Genomic DNA, 23,685 nt, shown 5'->3' on the forward strand with positions numbered 1-23,685 from the left:
CTCCTGGGTTGGGCGCCGCGGGATGGCCCCGCCGGCGCCGGGTGGGTCAGAGGGCCTGGTAGCGCACCGTCAGATAGAGCGCCTGGCCGGGCTGGTTGTAGCCCTGGGCGGTCTCGTAGTCGGCGTCCAGCAGGTTGGCGATGCGGGTCTGCAGGCGCCATTCGGGGTCGATGCGGTATTCGCCGCGCAGATCGACGGTGGCGTAGCCGGACAGTTCTCGGGTGTTGGCCAGGTCGTCGTAGCGCTGGCCTTCGGCGTGCAGGCTGGCGCCGACGCTGAAGTCACCGAGGCGGCGGTCCAGGTCGAGGTTGAACAGCTGCTTGGCCCGGCGCGTCAGCTCGTTGCCATCGTTGGCCCCACTGGAGCGGTTCTCCGGCTCCATCAAGGTGTAGTTGGCGTTCCAGTCCCAGCCGAGCAACTGGCTGGCGAGGACCAGTTCGACGCCGCGGATGCGCGCCTCGGCGACGTTGGCCGGGGCCTTGAGGCTGGCGTCGTAGGCGATCAGGTCATCGATGCGGGTGCGAAAGGCGTTGACCGCCCAGCGCCCCCAGGCGTGCTGGCCGGCCAGACCGGCCTCCAGGCTCTTGGAGGTCTCCGCGTCCAGATCCGGGTTGCCGTAGTTGGGGTAGTACAGCTCGTTGAAGGTCGGCGCCTTGAACGCCGTACCGTAGCTGAGTGTCGCGCGCAGCCAGTCGCTCAGGGCGTAGCCGTAACCTATGTTGCCGGTGTCGTGGTGGCCGAACTGCTGGTTGTTGTCGCGGCGCAGCGACAGCTGCCAGTCGTGCTTGCCCGCTTCGCCGAGGTACTGGACGAAGCCGCCCTTGTTGTCGCGCGAGTCCTCGGCGTAGCTCTTGCTGCTGTTGACCTCGTCATGCAAGTAGTCGACGCCCAGGGTGAGGGTGTGGCCGGGTGCCAGGCTCAGGTCGTTCTGCCAGCTGGCACTGTCGCGGCGGCTGTCGAAACGCGAGTCGAAACCGCCATCCAGGTAGCTGTCGAACTTGTCCTCGCTGCGGCCGACCTGCAGGGTGACCTGCCAGGGGTCGAGCGGGGCGAAACGGGCGCGGGTGCCTATTACCCGCGACTGCACATCGGCGTTGGCGCGAAAGCCCTTGGTGCGCTTGCTGTTGACCTGGTCGAAGTCGTTATGCCCCTTGGCCTGCAGCAGGTTGGCGTCCAGCTCCAGGCCGTTGTCGAAGCGGTAGCCGGCGCTCAGGGTCGCGGAAAGGTTGCGGTAGCCGTCGGCATCGTCTTCGTACCCGCTGGTGGCGGCCGACTTGACGTTGATACCGTCGGTATCCAGGCCGCTGAGGCCCAGACTGTACCAGCCCCGCTCATCGCCGGCGGAGACTCCGGCGCTGCCGCTGTAGCTGTCGTGGGTGCCAACGCCTGCGGAGAAAAACGGCTTGATCCCCGTACCCGTGCCCTTGCGGGTGAAGAGCTGGATCACCCCGCCGATGGCCTCGGAGCCGTACAGGCTGGAACGCGGGCCGCGCACCACCTCGATCCGCTCGATCAGCTCCAGTGGCAGATCGGCCAGGGCCGCGCCGCCGGAGCTGACCGAGCCGATCTTGATGCCATCGACCAGTACCAGTACATGGTCGGATTCGCTGCCACGCATGAACAGCGAGGTGTTCTTGCCGGGTCCGCCGTTGTTGGTCAGGGACACGCCCGGCACCCGCTTGAGCAGTTCGGGCACGGAGGTCGCCTGGCTGCGCTCGATGGCGGCGCGGTCGAATACGGTCACCGCCGCCAGGCTCTGCTCGGCGGTCTGCGCGGTACGGGTGGCGGTCACCAGCTGGTCGCTGAGGCGGATGGGTTCGGCGGCATGTGCCGGGGAAATCGCGGCGATGGCGGACAGGGTCAGCGCGGCAGGCCGCAGGAGGGAATTGCTCATTATCGTCGTATGCTCCGTCGCGCTCACCCGCGCGACTCTGGCTGGGTAAGGCATACGGAGAACAATGGACGGGCAAGCTGCAGGGACGGCGCAGTCCACCCGCCAGACAACGCCCTCCGCGATGCCATGGACTGCGACAGGCCGGTCTCCGGGCTTACGAGTGGCAAGCTGAATGTTCAGCTGCCGACCAAGCGCACCTTCCCGTGCGAACGCACAGTGGTTGAAAAGCGCTGGTTTGACTCGTCTACCGTTGCGGGGGCAGCGTCGGAATTGCTGGCGTGAATCGCCAAGCGCACCGACTTCCCTGTTTCACCCCTCGAACGCACTGCGTTGGGGGCACCTGTTGCAAGCCGCGCAGGGTAGAGATCGCGCGCGCGGGCGTCAATCGACTTCCTCATCGCCCGGCGCCGCGGGCAGATTGCTGCGGCAAGCAGGCCTCGCTCACCTAAGCTGAAGGCAGGACAGCACATGGGAGGTGTCTATGCTGCGTATCGCAATCAACGGCTACGGGCGTATCGGTCGGGCGCTGCTGCGCGCACTGGTCGAGCGCAAGCTGGAACAGAGACTGCACCTGGTGGCAATCAACGACCTCTGCGATCCGGTCACCCTGGTCCACCTGACCTGTTTCGATTCGACCTTCGGCCGCTTTCCCGGCCACATCGGCCTGCACGAGGACTCGATGCAGGTCAACGATCAGTCCATTCACCTGCTGCGCGAGCCGGAGGCGGTCGAACTGCCCTGGGACAGTCTCGGCGTCGACCTGGTCCTGGAATGCACCGGCAAGCTGAAGAACCGCGCACAGGTCGAGCAGCACCTGACCGCCGGTGCGTCGCGGGTGCTGCTCTCGCACCCGCTGGAAAGCGCCGACATGACCGTGGTCTACGGGGTCAACCAGCAACTCCTGGGCAACCAGCAGATCGTCTCCAACGGCTCCTGCACCACCAACTGCCTGGCGCCGCTGGCCAAGGTGCTGCACCAGGCGGTGGGCATCCGCCAGGGCCTGATCAACACCGTGCACGCCTACACCAACGACCAGAACCTGCTGGACAACGCCCACGGCGACCTCTACCGCGCCCGCGCCGCGGCGCTGTCGATTATCCCCACCAGCACCGGCGCGGCCAAGACCATCGGCCTGGTCCTGCCGGAACTGGCCGGGCGCCTGGACGGCCTGGCGGTGCGGGTGCCCACGGCCAACGTCTCGCTGCTCGACCTGAGTTTCAGCGCCGAGCGCCCGGCCAGCCGCGAGGCGATCAACGCCGCGCTCAAGCAGGGCGTGCAGCAGCTGCCGGCGGGGGTGATGGAGTGCAACGAACTGCCGCTGGTGTCGCGCGACTTCAACGGCTACCCGGCCTCCTGCGTGGTCGACCTCAGCCACACCCGGGTGCAGGGCGATCTGGTCAAGGTGCTGGCCTGGTACGACAACGAGTGGGCCTTCGCCAACCGCATGCTCGATGTGCTGCTGGCCTGGCTCAAGCCCTGACGCCATCCAAGGGGCACGCGATGCGCCCCGGCGCCGCTCGGTAAATGCCGCGCGGTGCCCCCGAGGGGGCCGAACCCGCCTATAATCGCCGCCTTCCCTCAAGCTGCCGGGTTGCCTCCGGCCCTGATCCTGGATGTCCTCATGCTGCGCGTCACCGAACTGAAACTGCCCCTCGACCACCCCGAAGAGGCCCTGCGCCCCGCCCTGCTCCAGCGCCTGGGCATCGCCGACGCCGAGCTGCTCGACTTCAGCCTGTTCAAGCGCAGCTACGATGCGCGCAAGAAATCCAGCGAGCTGCAGTTCATCTACACCATCGACTTCAATGTGCGCGACGAGGCGGCGCTGCTGGCCAAGTTCCGCGACGACAAACATGTCGGCCCGGCCCCGGACACCCGCTACAAGCCGGTCGGCCAGGCCAGCCAGCCGCTGGACGAACGGCCGATCGTGGTCGGCTTCGGCCCCTGCGGCATCTTCGCCGCGCTGATCCTGGCCCAGGCTGGCCTGCGCCCGATCGTGCTGGAGCGCGGCAAGGAGGTGCGCCAGCGCACCAAGGACACCTGGGGCCTGTGGCGCAAGAACGTGCTCAACCCCGAGTCCAACGTGCAGTTCGGCGAGGGCGGCGCCGGCACCTTCTCCGACGGCAAGCTGTACAGCCAGATCAAGGACCCCAAGCACCTGGGGCGCAAGGTGCTGCAGGAGTTCGTCAAGGCCGGCGCGCCCGAGGAGATCCTCTACGTCAGCAAGCCACACATCGGCACCTTCCGCCTCACCGGCGTGGTCGCGACCATGCGCGAGGAGATCAAGGCCCTGGGCGGCGAGGTGCGCTTCCAGCAGCGGGTCAGCGACCTGCTGATCGAGGATGGCCAGCTGCAGGGCGTGGTGCTGGAAAACGGCGAGCAGCTGCGCAGCCGCCACGTGATCCTCGCCCTCGGCCACAGCTCGCGCGACACCTTCCGCATGCTGCATGCCCGCGAGGTATTCATGGAGGCCAAGCCGTTCTCGGTGGGCTTCCGCATCGAGCACCCGCAGTCGCTGATCGACCGCGCGCGCCTGGGCAAGTACGCCGGCCACCCCAAGCTCGGCGCCGCCGACTACAAGCTGGTCCACCACGCCAGCAACGGCCGCTCGGTCTACAGCTTTTGCATGTGCCCGGGCGGCACCGTGGTCGCCGCCACCTCCGAACCCGAGCGGGTGGTGACCAACGGCATGAGCCAGTACTCGCGCAACGAGCGCAACGCCAACGCCGGCATCGTCGTCGGCATCACCCCCGAGCAGGACTACCCGGGCGGCCCGCTGGCCGGCGTCGAACTGCAGGAGCGCCTGGAGTCCCAGGCCTATATCCTCGGCGGCCGCACCTACGAGGCGCCGGGGCAGCTGGTCGGCGACTTCATCGCCGGGCGACCGTCGACCGAGTGGGGCAGCGTCGAGCCGTCCTACAAGCCCGGGGTCAAGCTCGGCGACCTGGCGCCGTCGCTGCCGGATTTTGCCATTGAGGCCATCCGCGAGGCGATCCCGGCCTTCGACAAGCAGATCAAGGGCTTCGCCCTGGCGGACGCGGTACTCACCGGCATCGAGACCCGCACCTCCTCGCCCCTGCGCATCACCCGCGGCGACGACCTGCAGAGCCTCAACCTCAAGGGCCTCTACCCGGCCGGCGAAGGCGCGGGCTATGCCGGCGGCATTCTCTCGGCCGGGGTGGATGGCATCCGCGTGGCCGAGGCGGTGGCGAAGGACATGCTGGGCGGCTGATGCCCTCTGTACGGCCGAGCGCAGCCTAAAAGCTGCGCGCCATCGAAACGAAAAAGGCCCATCGATTGAGGGGCCTATGGCAGTAGGCAGTAGGCAGTAGGCAGTAGGCAGTAGGCAGTAGGCAGTAGGCAGTAGGCAGTAGGCAGTAGGCAGTAGCGAGGTCAGCCTCATGGTAAATGTCGCCAGTGGAAAATAAATCCCCCATATTTTCCGCATAAAGATCGCAGAAAATTAGACAATTAGAAATAGATCAAGCTACTCGCTTTAGTAACTTTATACCCGCTGGGCTCGACCCTCACCCTAGTTGCGCTTCCTCCAAGCTTGGCTAATATCAAAGTAAACAGAGCAGCACCTTAAAACCGCTTGCAAATTTTTTACTATTTGATATCGCTAGGCTTCATATATGCGAAATACAAATACCACCATCAGCCTGCAAATAAGACTCAATAGAGTCCGACCTATACACTTCACACAACTTGGCCAATTCATGGAGACTTACTCTTTAAGAAAGAGGAGAGCATCATGTTTAGCTTGACCTTTCCATATAACCCAACGAGAACGCCCTGTAAATTTTGGACCACTATTCTTAGGTCGCTGCTCAGCGGCATTGCCCTCGCTACGCTTACAATCGGATTAAACAACTATAGCCACGCTACCAGCAATCAGGTCTTATACGGAATATCATCTAATCAAAACCTCTACAAAATCGACATAGACACCGGCACTGCGACTTTCATCGGGGACTTGGGTTTCAATCAGAATGCTGCCGTTTCGTTAGCAACCATCCCTGCGAACGGAAATCTGCTTACCTTTCGAAGACCCACCCAATTCATTGAAATCAATCAGGCAAATGCCAACGCTACTGTTCTAAGCGATACAGTTAATTTTGGAATTGACGGACTATCATTCGATTCTAACGGCACCCTCTTTGGCTTTAGTAGCTTGACAGACGACCTCGCCAAATACGATCCATCAACAGGTCAGAAGACATTAATTGGGAGTATCCCTTCAATTACATTTACTGGAGGACTAACATTCAACAGCTGGAATGAACTGTTCGCCATAAAGGAATCCAGCTCCTTGATTAAAATCAACACCAGCGACAGCTCAATAACATCAATCGGTGACTTTACCCCTCGCAATACTTGGCTCGGCATTGCCTTTGACGAACACGATATTCTTTATGCAGTCAGACGCGAGTACACGTCCACCGGCATCATTTCAGAACTACATACTGTAGATGTTGCAAATGCACAAACCCAACTTATCGGACAAATATCGGGCTTCGTGCAATCTGATGACAGCATTATTAGACTAGCCTTCGCAAGCGATGCAAATCAAGACCCTACTTTACTCCTGAACGATCTTGTCACTCAGGTTATGATGATTAATACTCAGAAAGGAATCTCTAACAGCCTTGACGCCAAGCTGAGCAGTGCACTAAATGCATTGGACGACACCAACGAAAGCAACAATGCAGGAGCAATAAACGCACTGAAGGCATTCATCAATACTGTGCAGGCGCAAAGCGAAAAGCAGCTGACTATCGAGGAGGCCGAAGCACTAACCCAGTCCGCACTCCAGCTAATAGAAATCCTAGCGAACCCGTAACCTCTTAACACAAATCAATAGGGGAGGCAGATATTTTTTCCTACATGAATGAAAAATTAATTAGCCCCTTTTTTTTGCAGACTGAAGCTTGCTTGTAACGCCGAAACGAAAAAGGCCCATCGAGTGATGCAATGCTGTTCACTTAATCAGGTGAACGGCATTTTTCGTATCCCGGATGCAGTCCGGGGAAGTCTATCCCCTGCCAAGCAGCTCCCGGATTGTGAGAAAAAGGGAACAGATTTATTTTCTTGCAAGATTTAAAAATAAATCTGTCCCCTTTTCGTATGTCCCCTTTTCGTACTGCTGCCGACCGGCCGGGCCGGACAAGCCTGCAGCCCGATCGCGGTCTTGCCGCCTAGAGTCCAATGCTCGGCAGCTCGCCCGGCAACGGCTCGCCGCGCTCGGCGCAGGCGGCTATCGCCTCGATCAGCGGCGCCAGCTCGAAGCCCTGGGCCTTGAGCCAGGCGTCGTCGTAGTAGGTGGTGGCGTAGCGTTCGCCGCCGTCGCAGAGAATCGCCACCAGCGACCCCGTCTCGCCCGCCGCGACCATGCGCTGGGCCACCAGCAGCGCACCGATCAGGTTGGTGCCGCTGGAGCCGCCGACATGCCGGCCCAGGCGCCGGGCCAGGTAGTGCATGGCGGCCAGCGACAGTTCGTCGGGAACCTTGCACATGGCGTCGATCACCGACGGCAGGAACGAGGCCTCGACCCGCGGCCGGCCGATGCCTTCGATGCGCGAGCCGTGATCCAGGGTCAGCGTGCGGTCGCCGCTGCGGTAGTAGTCGAAGAACACCGAACGCTCGGCATCGGCGCACAGCACCCTGGTGGCGTGGCGGCGGTAGCGCACGTAGCGGCCGAGGGTGGCCAGGGTGCCGCCGGTGCCGGGGCTGGAGACCAGCCAGGCCGGCTCGGAATGCCGTTCGCAGGCCAGTTGCTGGAAGATCGACTCGGCGATGTTGTTGTTGGCGCGCCAGTCGGTGGCGCGCTCGGCGTAGGTGAACTGGTCCATGAAGTGGCCGCCAGTTTCGCGGGCCAGGCGCTCGGACTCGGCGTAGATCTGCGTCGGGTCGGCCACCAGGTGGCTCTGGCCGCCGTAGAAGGCAATCTGGGCGATCTTCTGCTTGGAAGTGCTGGCCGGCATCACCGCGATGAAGGGCAGGCCGAGCAGGCGGGCGAAGTAGGCCTCGGAGACCGCCGTGGAGCCGCTGGAGGCCTCGATCACCGGCGCGCCGGGCTTGAGCCAGCCGTTGCACAGGGCATAGAGGAACAGCGAGCGGGCCAAGCGGTGCTTGAGGCTACCGGTGGGATGGCTGGACTCGTCCTTGAAGTACAGCTCGACCCCCGGCAGGCCGGGCAGTTCCAGGGGGATCAGGTGGGTGTCGGCGCTGCGCTGGAAATCCGCCTCGATGATGCGGATGGCCTCACGGGCCCAGGTTCGGGTGTCGCTCATCTGCAGCTCCTCAGTCCAGTACGCCAGCCGGCACCGGTGCGGCGCCACGCCACTGGCTCAGCGCCACGCCGCCAAACACCAGCATAGCGGCCAGCAGCTGTGCAGGATTCAGGCGCTCGCCGAGCAGCAGCATGGCGAACACCAGGGTGAACAGCGGGATCAGGTTGATGAAGCCCGAGGCCTGGCTGGCCGGCAGGCGGCTGATGCCGAAGTTGTACAGGCCGTAGGCACCGACGGTGACCACCACGCCCAGGTAGAGCACCGCGCCCAGGCCCAGCGCGCTGATCGACTCCGGCAGCGGCGCGCTGAAGGCGGCCATCGGCAGGAAGAACAGGGTGCCGACAAAGGCCTGCAAGGCGGTGAGCAGGAACACCGAATAGCGCGCCGACAGCAGCTTGACCAGCAGCGTATAGGCGCTGGCACAGAGCATGGCGAGCAGCTCGTAGAAATTGCCCAGCAGCGGGTTGGGACCGTGCGCGTCGGCGCTGCCGGCCAGGCTCAGCCAGATCGCACCGGCCATGGCCAGGAGAAAGCCCGCCACCGTGGTGCGCGAGACGCGCTCGTGCAGAAACACGAAGGCGCCGACGGCCACCAGCAGCGGCAACAGCGCGCTGATCATGCCGGCCTGGGCGGCGCTGGTGTTCTGCAACGCCAGGGCCTCGAAGATGAAGTACAGGCAAGGCTCGCAGGCACTCAAGGCGAGCAGGTATTTCCAGTCACCGGCGCGGTACTGCAGGCGCCCGCGCCAGCGCCAGGCCAGCAGCAACACCAGGCTGCCCAGGGCCATGCGGGCGAAGATCACCCACAGCGGCGGCAACTCGGCGAAGGCCAGTTTCAGGGCGATAAAGGAGCTGCCCCAGATCGCCATCGCCAGCACCAGGCACAGCATTGCCCCTCGCCTGCCCTGCCCGCTCATCCTTCACCCCGGCAAAAGCTCGAGTGTAGAGAGGACGCAGCGGCGCGGACAGATACAGACAGCGGCGCGAACTGTATGCGTGGCCGCGACCAGGCCCAGCGCGCACCGGAGGGCGCGAGCAGAGCGCCCCAGGGCTAAAACGGCGGCCGGCTTTTTTATGCCAAAAATTCGCTTTCACCTCGGACATTTAATGAAACATCGTTCTAAAAAACGCCCTTGAAGCCGACTTTGACCGCCAACATATTTTTTTTCGACGGGCTTGAGGCCTCTGCCTCGAGCACCGCAAACGAGTTTCTGGTCGCTTCACCACAGGAGGTTTGCGATGTACGAGTCCCTAGTGAATTTCCCCGGTGGCCTGCTCGCCGAATTCGAGCGCTTGCAGCAGGAGCTGCAGCAGGAATTCGCTAACGTGGGTCGCCCAGGCAGCATCCGCGCCCTGGCCAGCGGCGCCTTCCCGGCGATCAATGTCGCCAGCACGCCGACCAGCATCGAAGTCTATGCCTTCGCCCCGGGAGTCGATCCGGCCAAGCTGGACCTGCAGATCGAGCAGGGCCTGCTGTCGATCAGCGGCGAGCGCGAAGCGGACGCCCCGGAAGACAACGGCACCCTGTCGACCTACGCCAACGAACGCTTCTCCGGACGCTTCAAGCGCACCATCAGCCTGTCCAAGGATGCCGATCCGGACAAGGTCGAGGCGCGCTACCGCGACGGCGTGCTGCATATCACGGTGGCGCGGCAAGCCGCGGCGCAACCCAAGCGCATTACCATCCAATGAGCCTTTCAACCCTTAGGAGGAACCCGTGATGAGCGAGAAACCGGTAGTCAAACGCAACGAGCGCAAGGAAGACGCCCAGGCATTGTTGCCGCGGGTCGACGTGCGGGAGAACAAGGACGGCATCCTGCTGATCGCCGACATGCCCGGCGTGCCAAAGGACAAGCTCGAACTGCATATCGACAACGACACCTTGACCATCGAGGGCGAGATCACCCCGGACACCCCGGAAAACATGGAGGCGGTGTATGCCGAGGTGCGCCTGTCACGCTACCGCCGGGCCTTCAGCCTGAGCGCCGAGCTGGATACGGCGCGCATCGATGCCCAGCTGAGCAACGGCGTGCTCAAGTTGCGCATTCCCAAGCATGCCTACGCCCAGCCGCGCAAGATCGAGGTCAAGGTCGCCTGAGCAGACTGAGCGGCCGCGCCCGATGATGCGGTCCGGCCGCCCGAACCGGAGGTCAACCCATGGAAAAACTCAACGAACTGAAACACGGCCTGGAGGATACCTGGCACTCGCTCGGCGAGGGCTGGCGGCACATGCGCGAGCGGGCCAGCGGCGCGCTGACCCGCTTCACCCCGGCCGGCAAGCACAAGGCAGAAGCCGGCGGCATGACGACTGGGTCCGACGCGACGGCGCCCGACGCAGCGGCGCCCGGCGCGATGGCGCCCAATGAGGTTGAATTCCCCTCGGCCAATTGGGCAATGCTGGCCGGCGACCTGTTCGAAGACACCGACAAGTTCGTCGTCCGCCTGGAAGTCCCCGGCCTGGACAAGCAGGACCTGGACATCGAGGTGCGCAGCGACGTGCTCATCGTGCGCGGCGAGAAGCGCTATGAACGGGAATCGGCCGAAGGCCAGTACCGCATTCGCCAGTGCGCCTTCGGCAGCTTCCACCGCAGCATCCCGCTGCCGACCCCGGTGCTCGCCGACAAGACCTCGGCCAGCTACCGCAATGGCGTGCTGCGCATCGAGCTGCCCAAGGCCGAGCAGGCTCGCGGCCGGCGCATCGAGGTGCGCGGCGCCTGAGTGCCACGGCCGGGCCAGCCGCACGCAGCGCTATCGAGGAGGCGCCGCCCTGCGGCTCACCCTTGGGTGCGCGGCCAGATCAGGCTGAAGCGTGCGCCACCGAGGTCATCGCTGCGGCCGATCTGCGCCCGGCCACCGTGCCAGTAGATGATCCGCCGCACGATCGACAGGCCCAGGCCGTGGCCACCCGAGGCGCGGGTGCGGCTGTCGTCCAGGCGCAGGAAGGGGTGGAAGATGCGGTCCCAGGCCTCCTCCGGCACCCCGGGGCCATCGTCCTCGATGTCCAGGCGACAGCGCTGCTGGCCGATCTGGTAGCTGATCCGCACCCGTGATTCGGCGTGACGCATGGCGTTGCCCACCAGATTCTGCAGGGCGCGGTGCAGGTAGCGCGGCTCGGCCTCCACCGGCACCGCGCCGCTGTCCTGGCCGGCCGGCGCGGCGCCACGCTCGACCCGCACGCTGGCGCGCAGCGGCGCCAGCTCGTCGATCACCTGATCGATCAGCCCGGCCAGGTCGACCGGCTGGAACTTCAGCGCCGGCGCGCCCTGCTCCAGGCGCGCGTAGGTGAGCATCTCGTCGACCAGCTTGTCGAGGTCCTGGATGTCGCTGTCCATGCCGTCCATGTACTTGCGCCGCGCCGCCTCGGTCTCGGCATCGCCGATCATCTCCAGGCCGAAGCGCAGCCTCGCCACCGGCGTGCGCAGCTCGTGGGACACCGCCCGCACCAGCTCACGCTGGGTGCTCAGCGAGCGCTGCAGGTGCTCGGCCATGGCATTGAAGGCGCTGGCCAGGCGCCCCACCGCATCGCTGCCACGGGCTGGCACCCGCGCCTCCAGGCGGCCGCTGGCCAGTTGCGTGGCGGCGCCCTCCAGTGCGCGCAGGCGTTGCTCCAGCGGACGCACCAGCAGGTAGACGGTGAGACCGACCAGGCTCAGGCCGAGCACCCCGATCAACACCAGCAGCTCCGGCGGGTAGGGATTCATCTGGTACAGCGGGCCGATCTCCAGCACCCAGGGCGAATCGACGATGCCGGAGAACACGTGGATGCTGTCGCCGCCCTTGCCCAGGGCCATCACCGTATCGCCCTCCTCCACCCGGCGGCGCTGGTCACCGTCCAGGTTGGCCTGGTCGAGGCTGATCAGGCGCAGCTCGAAGCCGAACTGCTTGTCCTGCTTGAGGGCCGCCAGGCGTTGCGGCTGCTCGTCGGCCGGGTAGCGAATCAGCTCATCTATAAGCAGGAACACGGTGGCGCGGGCCAGCTGCTCGCTGATCTGCTGCACCTCGCCGGTGAGCAGCAGCCGCTCCTGCTCGTCGATAAGGCTGTAGACGGTCGCCGCATGGGGGCCGGTCTGACGCACCAGCACCTGGCCGCGCAGCAGGCGGTTGCGCGCGCCATTGTCGAGCCCGACCTCCTCCAGCGCCCGGGTCTCCAGCGGAATGCCCAGCAGCCGCGCCCACACCGCCATGGCCCGGCGCCGCTCGATCTCGACCATGGGCGCGAGGTTGTCCGACATCAGGCGGAAGGTGCCGCGTGCCAGGCGCTCGCGGTACTGGTCCGAGCGCACCTCGTTGGCCAGGTGCAGGGTGCCGACGCCGAGCAGGGCGACCAGCACCAGCACGCTGAGCATGCCGGCGTAGATGCGCAGGAAGATGGAGTTCATAGCAACTCGGCGGCCGCCTCGGCGACGAACAGGTAGCCCTTGCTGCGCACCGTCTTGATCAGCCGCGGGTGCATGGGGTCGTCGCCAATCTTCGGCCGGATGCGCGAGATGCGCACGTCGATGCTGCGGTCCTGACCGTCGTACTCGATGCCGCGCAGGGCATTGAAGATTTCCTCGCGCGAGAGGATGCGCCCGGCGTTGACCGTCAGCAGCCAGAGCAGGTCGAACTCGGCGCTGGTCAGCTCGATGCTCTGCTCGCCCAGCCAGGCCTCGCGCATGGCGCTGTCGATCACCAGCGGGCCGAACTCCAGGCGCCGCGGCTCGCCCTCGACCCGCTCCGCCTCGCTGCCCTCGCGGCGACGCAGCAGGGCGCGGATGCGCGCCAGCAGCACGCGCGGGCGCACCGGCTTGCACACATAGTCGTCGGCGCCCATCTCCAGGCCGAGCACCTGGTCCATGTCGTCGGTGCGCGCGGTGAGCATCAGGATCGGCCCGTCGTAGCCGTCACGTACCTTGCGGCAGATCGACAGGCCGTCTTCACCCGGCAGCATCAGGTCGAGGATCACCAGGTCCGGCTGCTCCTTGAGGATGCGCGCGGCGGCCCGGGCGCCATCGGCCTCGATGGCCACGCTGAGGTCGTTGCCCTGCAGATAGTCGCGGGTCAGCTCGGCCAGACGCTGGTCATCTTCGACGATCAGGATACGCGAGATGTGTTGCTCCACTGCTGCCTCCCAAGGACGCTTCAACCAGGCTCAAACAGGCCGGCATTGTAGCAACGCCATCGCCACAAGCGGCGGCGAAATCCACGCGCGCGCCGCCCCGGCGAAAAGTCCCCACACGCCCGGCCATGGGCGCCTGAGCGGCCTGCACAGAGCCGCGCAATAATCAAGAAAAAAACCTACATCTTGTGTTTGTGCGGCAGCGACTAAATTCGCCGTGCGGGAATGAAAAAATCGCCGCCCAGCTCGACGAACGGTCTATGCCGGACAACCTCAGCTATCACGCGGCTTGGCGAAAGTTACCCCAAAGTAACCCACAGATTTATCCACAGGCAGCGCCGAGCAGTCTGCTTGCTATCGCCCTGGCACCGCACTATCTTGTATCCCCAGCGCGCCAAACACCTACATGTTGGGTTTTGGCTCAAGGAATGACACAAGCACATTTGCCCCTAAAAGGTCCAGGCCGAATACAAGAACAGTGCAGGTGAATGCTTCGATGGCCGCAGCCGCAGTATCCACGCCGGCCATTCTCCCACCCAGCGCCAAGCGCCTGGTGGGTGCAGACAACAGTGCGATGCCCTTGCACGCAGACCACAACATATAGTAGGCGCCGAGCAAGATCGGCCCCGGACTTTCGAGCCAGGAAGGCGTTTCGCTTGAGCCTTCCCTGCCCAGTTGCAAGTCCCTTGCGCGCGGTGTCCGCCGGGCGCTTGGCGTTGTTGAAATGGAATGAACGGCGGGTACGCCACTGTATAGCGTCGATTAACGAATTCAGAACACGGAGACTTTCATGCATACCGACACCACTCGCGAGAACCCGCAGGCCCAAGCGCCGCAGGCCGTCGATGCCAGCCAGGACCTGAGCGCCACCGCGCCGGGCCAGCTGCGTGTGATCAAGCGTAACGGCACCGTGGTGCCCTACACCGACGACAAGATCACCGTCGCCATCACCAAGGCCTTTCTCGCCGTGGAAGGCGGCACCGCCGCCGCCTCGTCGCGCATCCATGACACGGTCGCGCGCCTGACCGAACAGGTCAGCGCCACCTTCAAGCGCCGCATGCCGTCCGGCGGCACCATCCACATCGAGGAAATCCAGGACCAGGTCGAACTGGCCCTGATGCGTGCCGGCGAGCAGAAGGTCGCCCGCGACTACGTGATCTACCGCGAAGCCCAGGCCACCAAGCGCAAGAACGCCAGCGCCGCCGGCGAAATCGCCCAGCCGCACCCGAGCATCCGCGTGACCCACGCCGACGGCAGCGTCGCGCCGCTGGACATGGGCCGCCTCGACACCATCATCAGCGAGGCCTGCGAAGGCCTGGCCGAAGTCGACGGCGCGCTGATCCAGAAGGAAACCCTGAAGAACCTCTACGACGGCGTAGCCCAGCGCGACGTCAACACCGCCCTGGTGATGACCGCCCGCACCCTGGTCGAGCGCGAGCCGAACTACAGCTACGTCACCGCCCGCCTGCTGATGGACAACATCCGCGCCGAAGGCCTGGGCTTCCTCGGCGTGGCCGCCAGCGCCACCCACCACGAGATGGCCGAGCTGTACGCCAAGGCCCTGCCCGCCTACGTGGAAAAGGGCGTCGAGTTCGAACTGCTCGACCCCAAGCTGAAGAGCTACGACCTGGCCAAGCTGGGCGCGGCGATCGATCACGAGCGCGACCAGCAGTTCACCTACCTGGGCCTGCAGACCCTGTACGACCGCTACTTCATCCACAAGGACGGCACCCGCTTCGAACTGCCGCAGATCTTCTTCATGCGCGTGGCCATGGGCCTGGCCATCGAGGAGCCGCAGAAGGAAGAGCGCGCCATCGAGTTCTACAACCTGCTGTCCTCGTTCGACTACATGAGCTCCACCCCGACCCTGTTCAACGCCGGTACCCTGCGTCCGCAGCTGTCGAGCTGCTACCTGACCACCGTGCCGGACGACCTGTCGGGCATCTACAGCGCCATCCACGACAACGCCATGCTGAGCAAGTTCGCCGGCGGCCTGGGCAACGACTGGACCCCGGTGCGCGCACTGGGCTCCTACATCAAGGGCACCAACGGCAAATCCCAGGGCGTCGTACCCTTCCTCAAGGTGGTCAACGACACCGCCGTGGCGGTCAACCAGGGCGGCAAGCGCAAGGGCGCGGTCTGTGCCTACCTGGAAACCTGGCACATGGACATCGAAGAGTTCATCGAGCTGCGCAAGAACACCGGTGACGACCGCCGCCGCACCCACGACATGAACACCGCCAACTGGATCCCGGACCTGTTCATGAAGCGCGTGTTCGACGACGGCCCCTGGACCCTGTTCAGCCCGAGCGAAGTGCCGGACCTGCACGACCTCACCGGCAAGGCCTTCGAGGAGCGCTACGAGTACTACGAAGCCCTGTGCGAATACGGCAAGATCAAGCTGTTCAAGACCATCCAGGCCAAGGACCTGTGGCGCAAGATGCTCTCGATGCTGTTCGAGACCGGCCACCCGTGGCTGACCTTCAAGGACCCGTGCAACCTGCGCAGCCCGCAGCAGCACGTGGGCGTGGTGCACAGCTCCAACCTGTGCACCGAGATCACCCTGAACACCAACAAGGACGAGATCGCCGTGTGCAACCTGGGTTCGGTCAACCTGCCGAACCACATCGTCGACGGCAAGCTGGACCGCGAGAAGCTCGCGCGCACGGTCAAGACCGCGGTGCGCATGCTCGATAACGTCATCGACATCAACTACTACTCGGTGCCGCAGGCGAAGAACTCCAACCTCAAGCACCGTCCGGTGGGCCTGGGCATCATGGGCTTCCAGGACGCCCTGTACCTGCAGCACATCCCCTACGGCTCCGACGCCGCGGTGGACTTCGCCGACAAGTCGATGGAAGCGGTCAGCTACTACGCGATCCAGGCCTCCTGCGAGCTGGCCGACGAGCGCGGCAGCTACGAGACCTTCCAGGGCTCGCTGTGGAGCCAGGGCATCCTGCCGCTGGACTCGCAGCAGATCCTGATCGAGGCGCGCGGGCAGAAGTACATCGACGTCGACCTCTCCGAGTCGCTGGACTGGGCGCCGCTGCGCGAGCGCGTGCAGAAGGGCATCCGCAACTCGAACATCATGGCCATCGCGCCGACCGCGACCATCGCCAACATCACCGGCGTGTCGCAGTCGATCGAGCCGACCTACCAGAACCTCTACGTGAAGTCGAACCTCTCGGGCGAGTTCACCGTGATCAATCCCTACCTGGTGCGCGACCTCAAGGCCCGCGGCCTGTGGGACTCGGTCATGGTCAACGACCTCAAGTACTACGACGGCTCCGTGCAGCAGATCGAACGCATCCCGCAGGACCTCAAGGACCTGTACGCCACCGCCTTCGAGGTGGAGACCAAGTGGATCGTCGACGCCGCCAGCCGCCGCCAGAAGTGGATCGACCAGGCCCAGTCGCTGAACCTGTACATCGCAGGGGCCTCGGGCAAGAAGCTCGACGTGACCTACCGCATGGCCTGGTACCGTGGCCTGAAGACCACCTACTACCTCCGTGCCCTGGCCGCCACCAGCACCGAGAAGTCGACCATCAACACCGGCAAGCTCAACGCCGTGTCCAGCGGTGGTGGCGACGGCCTCAGCGCCGCGCCGGCCAAGGCCCCGGCCGAGCAGGCCGCACCGGCCCCGGCCCCTGTGCCGAAGGCCTGCGCCATCGACGAGCCGGACTGCGAAGCGTGCCAGTAAGTGACAGGTGACGCGCGGATCTGAGCGGCGCCCGCGTCGTTGCCTGGCAGGTCGGACCCCATCACGTACAGACGTACGCTCAGGGGTTCCAAGCTGCCAGGCGCCTAGCGCTCACTCGCTCAGCTTCACGCTCGAATGATTGAGACGGCTTTGAATTTACCTAGCCGTCCCGGCGAAAGGCAGCAGACCTTTCCACGCGACCACAGGTCGCCCGCGTCTTGTGTGTATGACGCCACAGACTAGTCTTTAACTGTATATCCATACAGGCCGGTCATGCACCGGCCCTCAAGCAGGAGCCAAGCCATGCTGAGCTGGGATGAATTCGACAAGGAAGACGGCGCGGAAGCCGCCGTCGCCAGCAACACCAACGCCCAAAGCACCGACCTGGGCCTGGACAAGCTCGACCAGGTCGGCGACGCCGCCGCCCACGAGGCCCGTGCCGTGGCCGCCGACGACAGCGCCGCGGTCGCCCGCGCCAAGGCCGCCCTCGACCAGCTGGACATCCAGGAAGGCCTCGACGAGCTGGAAGGCTCCGCCGCCCGCGTCGCGGTCGACGAGAAGCGCATGATCAACTGCCGCGCCGACCTCAACCAGCTGGTGCCCTTCAAGTACGACTGGGCCTGGCAGAAGTATCTGGATGGTTGCGCCAACCACTGGATGCCGCAGGAAGTGAACATGAACGCCGACATCGCCCTGTGGAAGAGCGCCGACGGCCTCACCGAGGACGAGCGCCGCATCGTCAAGCGCAACCTCGGCTTCTTCTCCACCGCCGACTCGCTGGTGGCCAACAACCTGGCCCTGGCCGTGTACCGCCTGATCACCAACCCGGAGTGCCGCCAGTACATCCTGCGCCAGGCCTTCGAAGAGGCGATCCACACCCACGCCTACCAGTACTGCATCGAGTCGCTGGGCATGGATGAAGGCGAGATCTTCAACATGTACCACGAGATCCCGTCGGTGGCGAAGAAGGCCAGCTGGGGCCTCAAGTACACCCGCGCCATCTCCGACCCGACCTTCAACACCGGCACCGTGGAGACCGACAAGGAACTGCTGCGCAACCTGATCGCCTACTACTGCGTGCTGGAAGGCGTGTTCTTCTACTGCGGCTTCACCCAGATCCTGTCCATGGGCCGGCGCAACAAGATGACCGGCGTCGCCGAGCAGTTCCAGTACATCCTGCGCGACGAGTCCATGCACCTGAACTTCGGCATCGACGTGATCAACCAGATCAAGATCGAGAACCCGCACCTGTGGGATGCGGCGATGAAGGACGAGGCCACCCAGATGATCCTCCAGGGCACCCAGCTGGAGATCGAATACGCCCGCGACACTATGCCCCGCGGTGTGCTGGGCATGAACGCGGCGATGATGGAGGACTACCTCAAGTTCATCGCCAACCGCCGCCTGACCCAGATCGGCCTGAAGGAAGAGTACCCGGGTACTTCCAACCCCTTCCCGTGGATGAGCGAGATCATGGACCTGAAGAAGGAGAAGAACTTCTTCGAGACCCGCGTGATCGAGTATCAGACTGGTGGGGCGTTGAGCTGGGATTGATTCAGCTTACTCACTGAAAGATCAAGAGCGCTTTACCTGAAATGGATATTTGGGGCAGCGACTAGCAAGACTAAGAGCCCCGCCTTTGTGCGGGGTTTTTTATTGAGCGAGAACCTGCACTTATTTTGAAGTACAGCTTAACGCTAGACTCAAACACGGAGATACTTTGTGAGCCACAAAATTGATACATTCACTTTCGTGCTAATGCCTTTCAGCTCCGAGTATGATGATACATATAAACTAGGCATCAAGGCCGCCGCCAAAGAACATAACGTTCGAGCAGAAAGACTTGACGAACAACTCTTCGGCGAGGGAATGCTTGACAGAATATATCGTCAGATTGATGTTGCCGACTTCATAATAGCCGACCTATCAGACAGAAACTCAAATGTATTCTATGAACTTGGCTATGCTCACGCGAAAGATAAGATCTGCATCCTGTTAACCAAAGATGCATCCGACATACCCTTTGACCTGAAACACAAACGACATATTGTGTATGGCAACTCTATCGCCTATTTGAAGAGCGAACTATCAAAAAACATTGCATGGGCAAAAGCAGAGGCCAAAGCCCGAGAAGAAAATAAAATATCCGTCACAACGAAATCCCCAATCGGCGATCTCACCACCTCAAAACACACAGCTGAAGCGACAATCACTTTCACATTCGACCTGCACAACAAAACGAATCAGATTTCGCCTGAAATTTCTGCTATTTACCTTTACACAGGAAATAGATGGAAAATCGTGCACGACACTAAAGAATGCCCTCACTCGGAAGCAGATATAGAGCCATTCAAATATCGGTACTTCATCGTCCCTCCAGCACCAAAAATTGGACGCAATGGTTGGGCTCAAGTAAAGATCAAAGCAAGTCGCACCATAGCCAAAGCATGGGAGGGCGACGAAATAAAAGATGAATACAATATTGGAGGACGTGGAATTCTGCGACTAGAAACTGCCGACGGAAACTATGACCACGAGTTCGACTTCAACCTTGAAGTACAGGAAATTCCGTTCTAACGACAGACTAGAAACAGAAACTAAAAAAGTGGAACAGATCTATTTATTCTGCCGCTCTTTTCTACCGGTTTCGCCCTTACGGCGAGTCACTTTCTCTTTGCACGCGCAAAGAGAAAGTAACCAAAGAGAAAGCGCGCCCGGCATGCGGGTTTCGCTGCGCTCAACTTCCCTCGCTCCGGCGCTGCTCCAAGGGCCGGCTTGCAAGGGCCATCCATGGCCCTTCAAGCCTCTCGCCGCATCCATGCGGCTCGTCCCCTTACGCAACACCTCCACTCGGCCTCCTGACGGGAATCGGAGTCCGCGTTGTTTGGGCGATTTGTGGAATGCAGAGCAAAAAGCAAGAGCCCGTAGGACGGGTTGAGCACAGCGATACCCATCAACGGACCAACACCTCCCCACCATGACCAACAGCCACCAAGCCGTTACCCCCATCCTGCTCAGCATCTCCGCCGCCTGCCTGTTCGACGAGGCCGGGCGTCTGCTACTGGTGCGCAAGCGCGGCACCCAGGCGTTTATGCTGCCGGGCGGCAAGGCCGAGCCGGGTGAAGATGCGTTGGCGGCGCTGACGCGGGAGCTGGCCGAGGAGTTGAACCTGAGCCTGGCTGCCGAGGCCCTTAGGCCGCTTGGTCGCTTTCGCGCCGCGGCGGCCAACGAGCCGGACACCTGGATCGAGGCGAGCGTGTTTCGTGCCCCGCTGCCCCACCCCGTCAACGCGGCAGCCGAACTGGAGGAGCTGCGCTGGCTTGCGCCTCGGGACACACCGCCCGACAACTTGGCGCCGCTGCTGCGCGAGCACCTGCTGCCGCTGCTGTGGCCGCTTGAGGACTGATCACGAACCACTTAGCCGCCTGCTGCAGCTAGCGAGGTAACCTGGATATCCCGGTGGAAAGCGCTTCGCGGTTTTCCACGAGGTGGCCCTACGCGCTACCAGTGGCATGCTCTTCTTTGTCACATGGGCAGAGCACTCAAGACGCGATCCGCGCCACAAACTCCGAAGCTTCCTGGCGTGTAAAGAAACGCCCAAGACGGACGAATCCAGAAATTACAGTGGCTTTGATCTCAACAACTTCTCCCGCCAGATCCCTATTGGTTATCCATTCATCAGGCAATCCATCAATCAAATGGAATGGTGCGGGACGACCGTCTCGATATCGGGATATTTCTACCTGTCCGGTATGAGAGTCCTTGAACGCAGGAACGAAGCGAGCCTGGGCATTATTTTCGCTCACGCCTCCGGTTCCAGCATACTGTTGGTTCTCTTTTTCCAAAAATGACGGACGTTGTTGGATTAACATCATGGCCACCTTTTTAAACAGCTCGGCTCCGGACTCCTTACCTGTAGATAAAACATTCGATTCCGTTACGGCTTTAACTTAGCGCGCCCAGGGCTTTTGCGAACTATTCAAATAGATGAAGCAAAGCGTCTTTTCGCACTAATACCAATGGAGTAGATGGTTTGACGAAAACCACGTGCCGCCCTGAATACGTGGGCCGCTAGCCAGGTAGCCTGGATGTCTCGGGGGAAAGGCTTCGCCGTTTTCCACGGGGTGGCCCTCCACCTTGCGCAGTGGTGAGGTTACCTAGGGTGAACAACGCGAAGCTTGTCCACCTTGATGGCCCGAACGTCAACGGCAACGAGTCGCCCGAACGTCCGTGGCGAATAGCCCGGGCTCACGCCCCGCTGCCCGCCCCGTCAACACGACCGCCGCAGTGCAGGAGTTGCTTTGGCTTGCGCATCAGGACACGCCGCCCGCCAGCCTGGCAGCGCTGCTACGCGAACATGTGTGACCGCTGCTCTGGCCAAACCATGGGTGACGGCTAGCCAGATGCAGGCAGTGGAACCTTGGGTTCCTATTGAGCCGCTGCTAGGCTAAACGCCGAATTCGTCCGCCTGCAACGGACAATGGACCACACCGGCCGCTACCTGGCCCAACTGCAAAGGAGCCTGCCCCCATGCAAACCCCGACTGTCCTCGACTACCCTGCCGTGCGCCTGATCGGCATGCGCTGGCAACCCCAGGAGCCCGGCACCATCGGCGAACTGTGGCAGCGCTTTCTGCTGCGCGAGGGGGAAATCCAGCCACTGGCGCCGATGGCCGGCAGCTTCGGCGTGTGCGAGCCACTGACGGAAGGCGGCTGGCGCTATCTGGCCGCCCGCCCGGTCACGCCCGAGACGCCGGTGCCCGCCGGCATGCACGCCCTGACCCTGCCCGCCGGCCGCTACGCGGTGCTAGAGCATCGCGGCACGGTGGACAGCCTGCCGGACAGCTTCCGCGCGGCCTATGGCGAATCGCTGCCCGCGGCGGGGCTGAAGCCGGCCGAGGGCATGGCGTTCGAGTTCTACGACGAGCGTTTCCTCGGCCCGCACCACCCGGACAGCCTGGTGCAGATCTACATTCCACTGGCCCAGTAGCGAGTAGCTCGGATATCCACAGTGGAAAACGCTTCGCGGTTTTCCACGGGGTGGCCCTCCACCCTACACGGGGGTGGTGGGGTTTTCGTAGGGTGGACAACGCGCAGCTTGTCCACCCTGGTTCAACCCCTTACCGCTCAAGGACGAGCCGCCATGCCCGACTACCGCCGCGCCCGCGTTCCCGGCGCCAGCTACTTCTTCACCGTCAATCTGCGCGACCGCCAGAGCGATCTGCTGGTCCGGGAAATCGATCTGCTGCGTACAGCAGCCCGCGCCACCAAGGTTCGCCATCCCTTCCATATCGACGCCTGGGTGGTGCTGCCCGAGCATATGCATTGCCTGTGGACGCTACCGCCGGGCGATTCCGACTTCGCACTGCGCTGGAAGGTGATCAAATTCGCCTTTGCCCGCCGCCTGCCGGCCAGCGAGCCGTTGACCAGCACGCAGCAAAGGCGCGGGGAACGCGGCATCTGGCAACGCCGCTACTGGGAACACCTGATCCGCGATGACCGCGATTACCGGCGCCACTTCGACTACATCCACTACAACCCGCTGAAACACGGCCATGTACAGCGCCTGGCGGACTGGCCCTATTCGACCTTCCACCGGGCGGTGGCGATGGGGCTCTACCCCGAGGACTGGTGCGTCGGGCCGTTGCATGAGGGCGGGGGTTACGGCGAGTGAATGGCCCTGGTGAACAATGTTTCGCGACTTTGCGCGTCGTTGTCGGATTCGGCGTTCGATCCGTGATCGGATGGTGGATGGGTGGAGCGTCATCCACCCTACGAACTACTGGAATCGGCACGCGGCCCGTGATCGGGCGGTGGATGGGTGGAGCGCCATCCACCCTACGGCTGGGCGTCAGATCTTTACGCAGGCGAAGATGGCGTTACCGGAGGTTTGATTCCAGGGGATGAGCTTCTGGTAATCGTGCTCGAGCACATGCACCTCGAAGTACGGCTGCAACAGTGCCTGCAACTCGGCGAAGCTTGTGGCGACCATGGGGTGTTCGTCGTGCCATACCTGGGTGGAGTCCGCCAGCGTGCGTTCGATGCGCAGCCTCAGCGATTGCTGCTCGCCCTCGCCGCAATAGTTCCAACCGGAGCTGAAGCTGAACAGGCCGTCGGCATGCCGGGCGGTATGGGTGACGAACAGGTCGTTGTCGATCTGCCGCTTGTCGACAGCGTTGAAGCAGAACAGCCCATCGGTAGCCAGCGCGCCATGCACGCTGGCGATACAGGCCTGCAATCGTTCGATTGCGCCACTGTAGTGGAGCGAATAGAGGAAGCAGGTGATCAGGTCCACCGGTTCTGCCAGCGTGAAGCCGCACATGTCCTGCAGGGAGAATCGTGCTTCCGGGCAGCGAGCCGCTGCCCTGTCCAGCATCGGCTGGTTGATGTCGAGCCCGCTGCTCTGATAGCCGGCATCGATAAAATGGCGGACATGCGGCCCGGTGCCACAGGCCAGGTCCAGGTGGCGCCTGCCGGCGTTGCCGAACAGCTGCTGGAGCCGGTGAATGCAGTGGCTTTGCGCCTGATAGTCGATATCGGCGCACATCAGATCGTAATAACCGGACAGGTCGGTATAGAGGGCATTGCCGGGCATGATGACCTGTGGGTTTTAACCGGAGCGTTGGCGGGCGCGCATCATAGCCCAACCCGGTTAAGGGAAACATGGGCGCAGCGCGTGGTCTGGCGGTCCACCGGGCCGCTCCT

The 23,685-nt window shown here is 63.1% G+C and carries 19 protein-coding genes and 1 riboswitch; of the genes, 12 read left to right on the top strand and 7 right to left on the bottom strand.

Translation table 11 applies throughout. From position 1 onward, the window contains the following. Positions 1-46: 46 nt before the first annotated feature. The gene (gene btuB, locus AB5S05_RS11055) at positions 47-1,894 is read right to left on the bottom strand and encodes a TonB-dependent vitamin B12 receptor (RefSeq protein ID WP_369287570.1); all 1,848 of its coding nucleotides are present in this window, start codon (positions 1,892-1,894) and stop codon (positions 47-49) included. A gap of 122 nt (positions 1,895-2,016) precedes the next feature. Then, positions 2,017-2,253, bottom strand: a riboswitch (cobalamin riboswitch). 122 nt (positions 2,254-2,375) lie between these two features. Here btuB and gap point away from each other — a divergent pair. From gap to AB5S05_RS11070, 3 genes are all read left to right on the top strand, one after another. Continuing rightward, positions 2,376-3,374, top strand: a complete 999-nt coding sequence (gene gap, locus AB5S05_RS11060; RefSeq protein WP_369287571.1) for a type I glyceraldehyde-3-phosphate dehydrogenase — start codon at positions 2,376-2,378, stop codon at positions 3,372-3,374. A 141-nt stretch (positions 3,375-3,515) separates the two neighbouring features. Next, positions 3,516-5,123, top strand: coding sequence for an NAD(P)/FAD-dependent oxidoreductase (locus AB5S05_RS11065; protein WP_369287572.1), 1,608 nt, complete (start codon positions 3,516-3,518; stop codon positions 5,121-5,123). A gap of 522 nt (positions 5,124-5,645) precedes the next feature. Continuing rightward, complete coding sequence (locus AB5S05_RS11070) at positions 5,646-6,734, top strand: NHL repeat-containing protein (protein ID WP_369287573.1); 1,089 nt, start codon at positions 5,646-5,648, stop codon at positions 6,732-6,734. A gap of 355 nt (positions 6,735-7,089) precedes the next feature. Here the strand turns inward: AB5S05_RS11070 and AB5S05_RS11075 are convergent, their stop codons facing one another. Further along, a complete protein-coding gene (locus AB5S05_RS11075; protein ID WP_369287574.1) occupies positions 7,090-8,184 on the bottom strand; it encodes a PLP-dependent cysteine synthase family protein in 1,095 nt (364 codons plus the stop codon). A 10-nt stretch (positions 8,185-8,194) separates the two neighbouring features. After that, a complete protein-coding gene (locus tag AB5S05_RS11080) occupies positions 8,195-9,073 on the bottom strand; it encodes a DMT family transporter (RefSeq protein ID WP_438943568.1) in 879 nt (292 codons plus the stop codon). A gap of 349 nt (positions 9,074-9,422) precedes the next feature. Here AB5S05_RS11080 and AB5S05_RS11085 point away from each other — a divergent pair, with 349 nt between their 5' ends. Genes AB5S05_RS11085 through AB5S05_RS11095 form a run of 3 tightly spaced genes read left to right on the top strand, consistent with a single transcriptional unit; the run spans position 9,423 to position 10,901 of the window. Further along, on the top strand, positions 9,423-9,875 hold the full coding sequence (locus AB5S05_RS11085; RefSeq protein ID WP_369287576.1) for an Hsp20/alpha crystallin family protein: 453 nt from the start codon (positions 9,423-9,425) through the stop codon (positions 9,873-9,875). A 28-nt stretch (positions 9,876-9,903) separates the two neighbouring features. Then, positions 9,904-10,281 carry an Hsp20/alpha crystallin family protein gene (locus AB5S05_RS11090; RefSeq protein WP_369287577.1) on the top strand — a complete coding sequence of 126 codons (378 nt, stop codon included), beginning with the start codon at positions 9,904-9,906 and terminating at the stop codon, positions 10,279-10,281. Between the two features lie 59 nt (positions 10,282-10,340). Beyond that, complete coding sequence (locus tag AB5S05_RS11095) at positions 10,341-10,901, top strand: Hsp20/alpha crystallin family protein (RefSeq protein ID WP_369287578.1); 561 nt, start codon at positions 10,341-10,343, stop codon at positions 10,899-10,901. A gap of 56 nt (positions 10,902-10,957) precedes the next feature. Here the strand turns inward: AB5S05_RS11095 and AB5S05_RS11100 are convergent, their stop codons facing one another. Together AB5S05_RS11100 and AB5S05_RS11105 are read right to left on the bottom strand one after the other, a co-directional pair. Then, the gene (locus AB5S05_RS11100) at positions 10,958-12,562 is read right to left on the bottom strand and encodes an ATP-binding protein (RefSeq protein WP_369287579.1); all 1,605 of its coding nucleotides are present in this window, start codon (positions 12,560-12,562) and stop codon (positions 10,958-10,960) included. Next, complete coding sequence (locus AB5S05_RS11105; protein ID WP_369287580.1) at positions 12,559-13,284, bottom strand: response regulator; 726 nt, start codon at positions 13,282-13,284, stop codon at positions 12,559-12,561. The genes AB5S05_RS11100 and AB5S05_RS11105 overlap by 4 nt, the downstream gene beginning before the upstream one ends. Positions 13,285-14,071: 787 nt before the next feature. Between AB5S05_RS11105 and AB5S05_RS11110 the strand changes: the two genes are divergently transcribed. The 4 genes from AB5S05_RS11110 to AB5S05_RS11125 all read left to right on the top strand — a co-directional run bounded on the left by AB5S05_RS11110 (position 14,072) and on the right by AB5S05_RS11125 (position 20,387). After that, positions 14,072-16,981 (top strand): ribonucleoside-diphosphate reductase subunit alpha, encoded by a 2,910-nt coding sequence (locus AB5S05_RS11110; RefSeq protein WP_369287581.1) that lies wholly within the window; start codon positions 14,072-14,074, stop codon positions 16,979-16,981. Between the two features lie 303 nt (positions 16,982-17,284). Beyond that, the gene (locus AB5S05_RS11115) at positions 17,285-18,535 is read left to right on the top strand and encodes a ribonucleotide-diphosphate reductase subunit beta (protein ID WP_369287582.1); all 1,251 of its coding nucleotides are present in this window, start codon (positions 17,285-17,287) and stop codon (positions 18,533-18,535) included. Between the two features lie 168 nt (positions 18,536-18,703). Then, entirely contained in the window at positions 18,704-19,558 is an 855-nt protein-coding gene (locus AB5S05_RS11120) for a hypothetical protein (protein WP_369287583.1), read from the top strand. A gap of 400 nt (positions 19,559-19,958) precedes the next feature. Beyond that, positions 19,959-20,387, top strand: a complete 429-nt coding sequence (locus AB5S05_RS11125; RefSeq protein WP_369287584.1) for an NUDIX hydrolase — start codon at positions 19,959-19,961, stop codon at positions 20,385-20,387. Positions 20,388-20,523: 136 nt separating this feature from the next. Here AB5S05_RS11125 and AB5S05_RS11130 read toward each other — a convergent pair whose 3' ends face one another. Continuing rightward, the gene (locus AB5S05_RS11130; protein WP_369287585.1) at positions 20,524-20,853 is read right to left on the bottom strand and encodes a hypothetical protein; all 330 of its coding nucleotides are present in this window, start codon (positions 20,851-20,853) and stop codon (positions 20,524-20,526) included. Positions 20,854-21,511: 658 nt separating this feature from the next. Between AB5S05_RS11130 and AB5S05_RS11135 the strand changes: the two genes are divergently transcribed. Beyond that, positions 21,512-21,970 (top strand): GyrI-like domain-containing protein, encoded by a 459-nt coding sequence (locus AB5S05_RS11135; RefSeq protein ID WP_369287586.1) that lies wholly within the window; start codon positions 21,512-21,514, stop codon positions 21,968-21,970. A gap of 153 nt (positions 21,971-22,123) precedes the next feature. Next, a complete protein-coding gene (locus AB5S05_RS11140) occupies positions 22,124-22,654 on the top strand; it encodes an REP-associated tyrosine transposase (RefSeq protein WP_369287587.1) in 531 nt (176 codons plus the stop codon). Between the two features lie 177 nt (positions 22,655-22,831). On the opposite strand, the gene AB5S05_RS11145 is transcribed toward AB5S05_RS11140, so the two are convergent. Beyond that, positions 22,832-23,575, bottom strand: a complete 744-nt coding sequence (locus AB5S05_RS11145) for a class I SAM-dependent DNA methyltransferase (protein WP_369287588.1) — start codon at positions 23,573-23,575, stop codon at positions 22,832-22,834. Positions 23,576-23,685: the final 110 nt, after the last annotated feature.

Origin of the sequence: Pseudomonas zhanjiangensis, assembly GCF_041027545.1 — a bacterium.
Lineage (GTDB): Bacteria > Pseudomonadota > Gammaproteobacteria > Pseudomonadales > Pseudomonadaceae > Aquipseudomonas > Aquipseudomonas zhanjiangensis.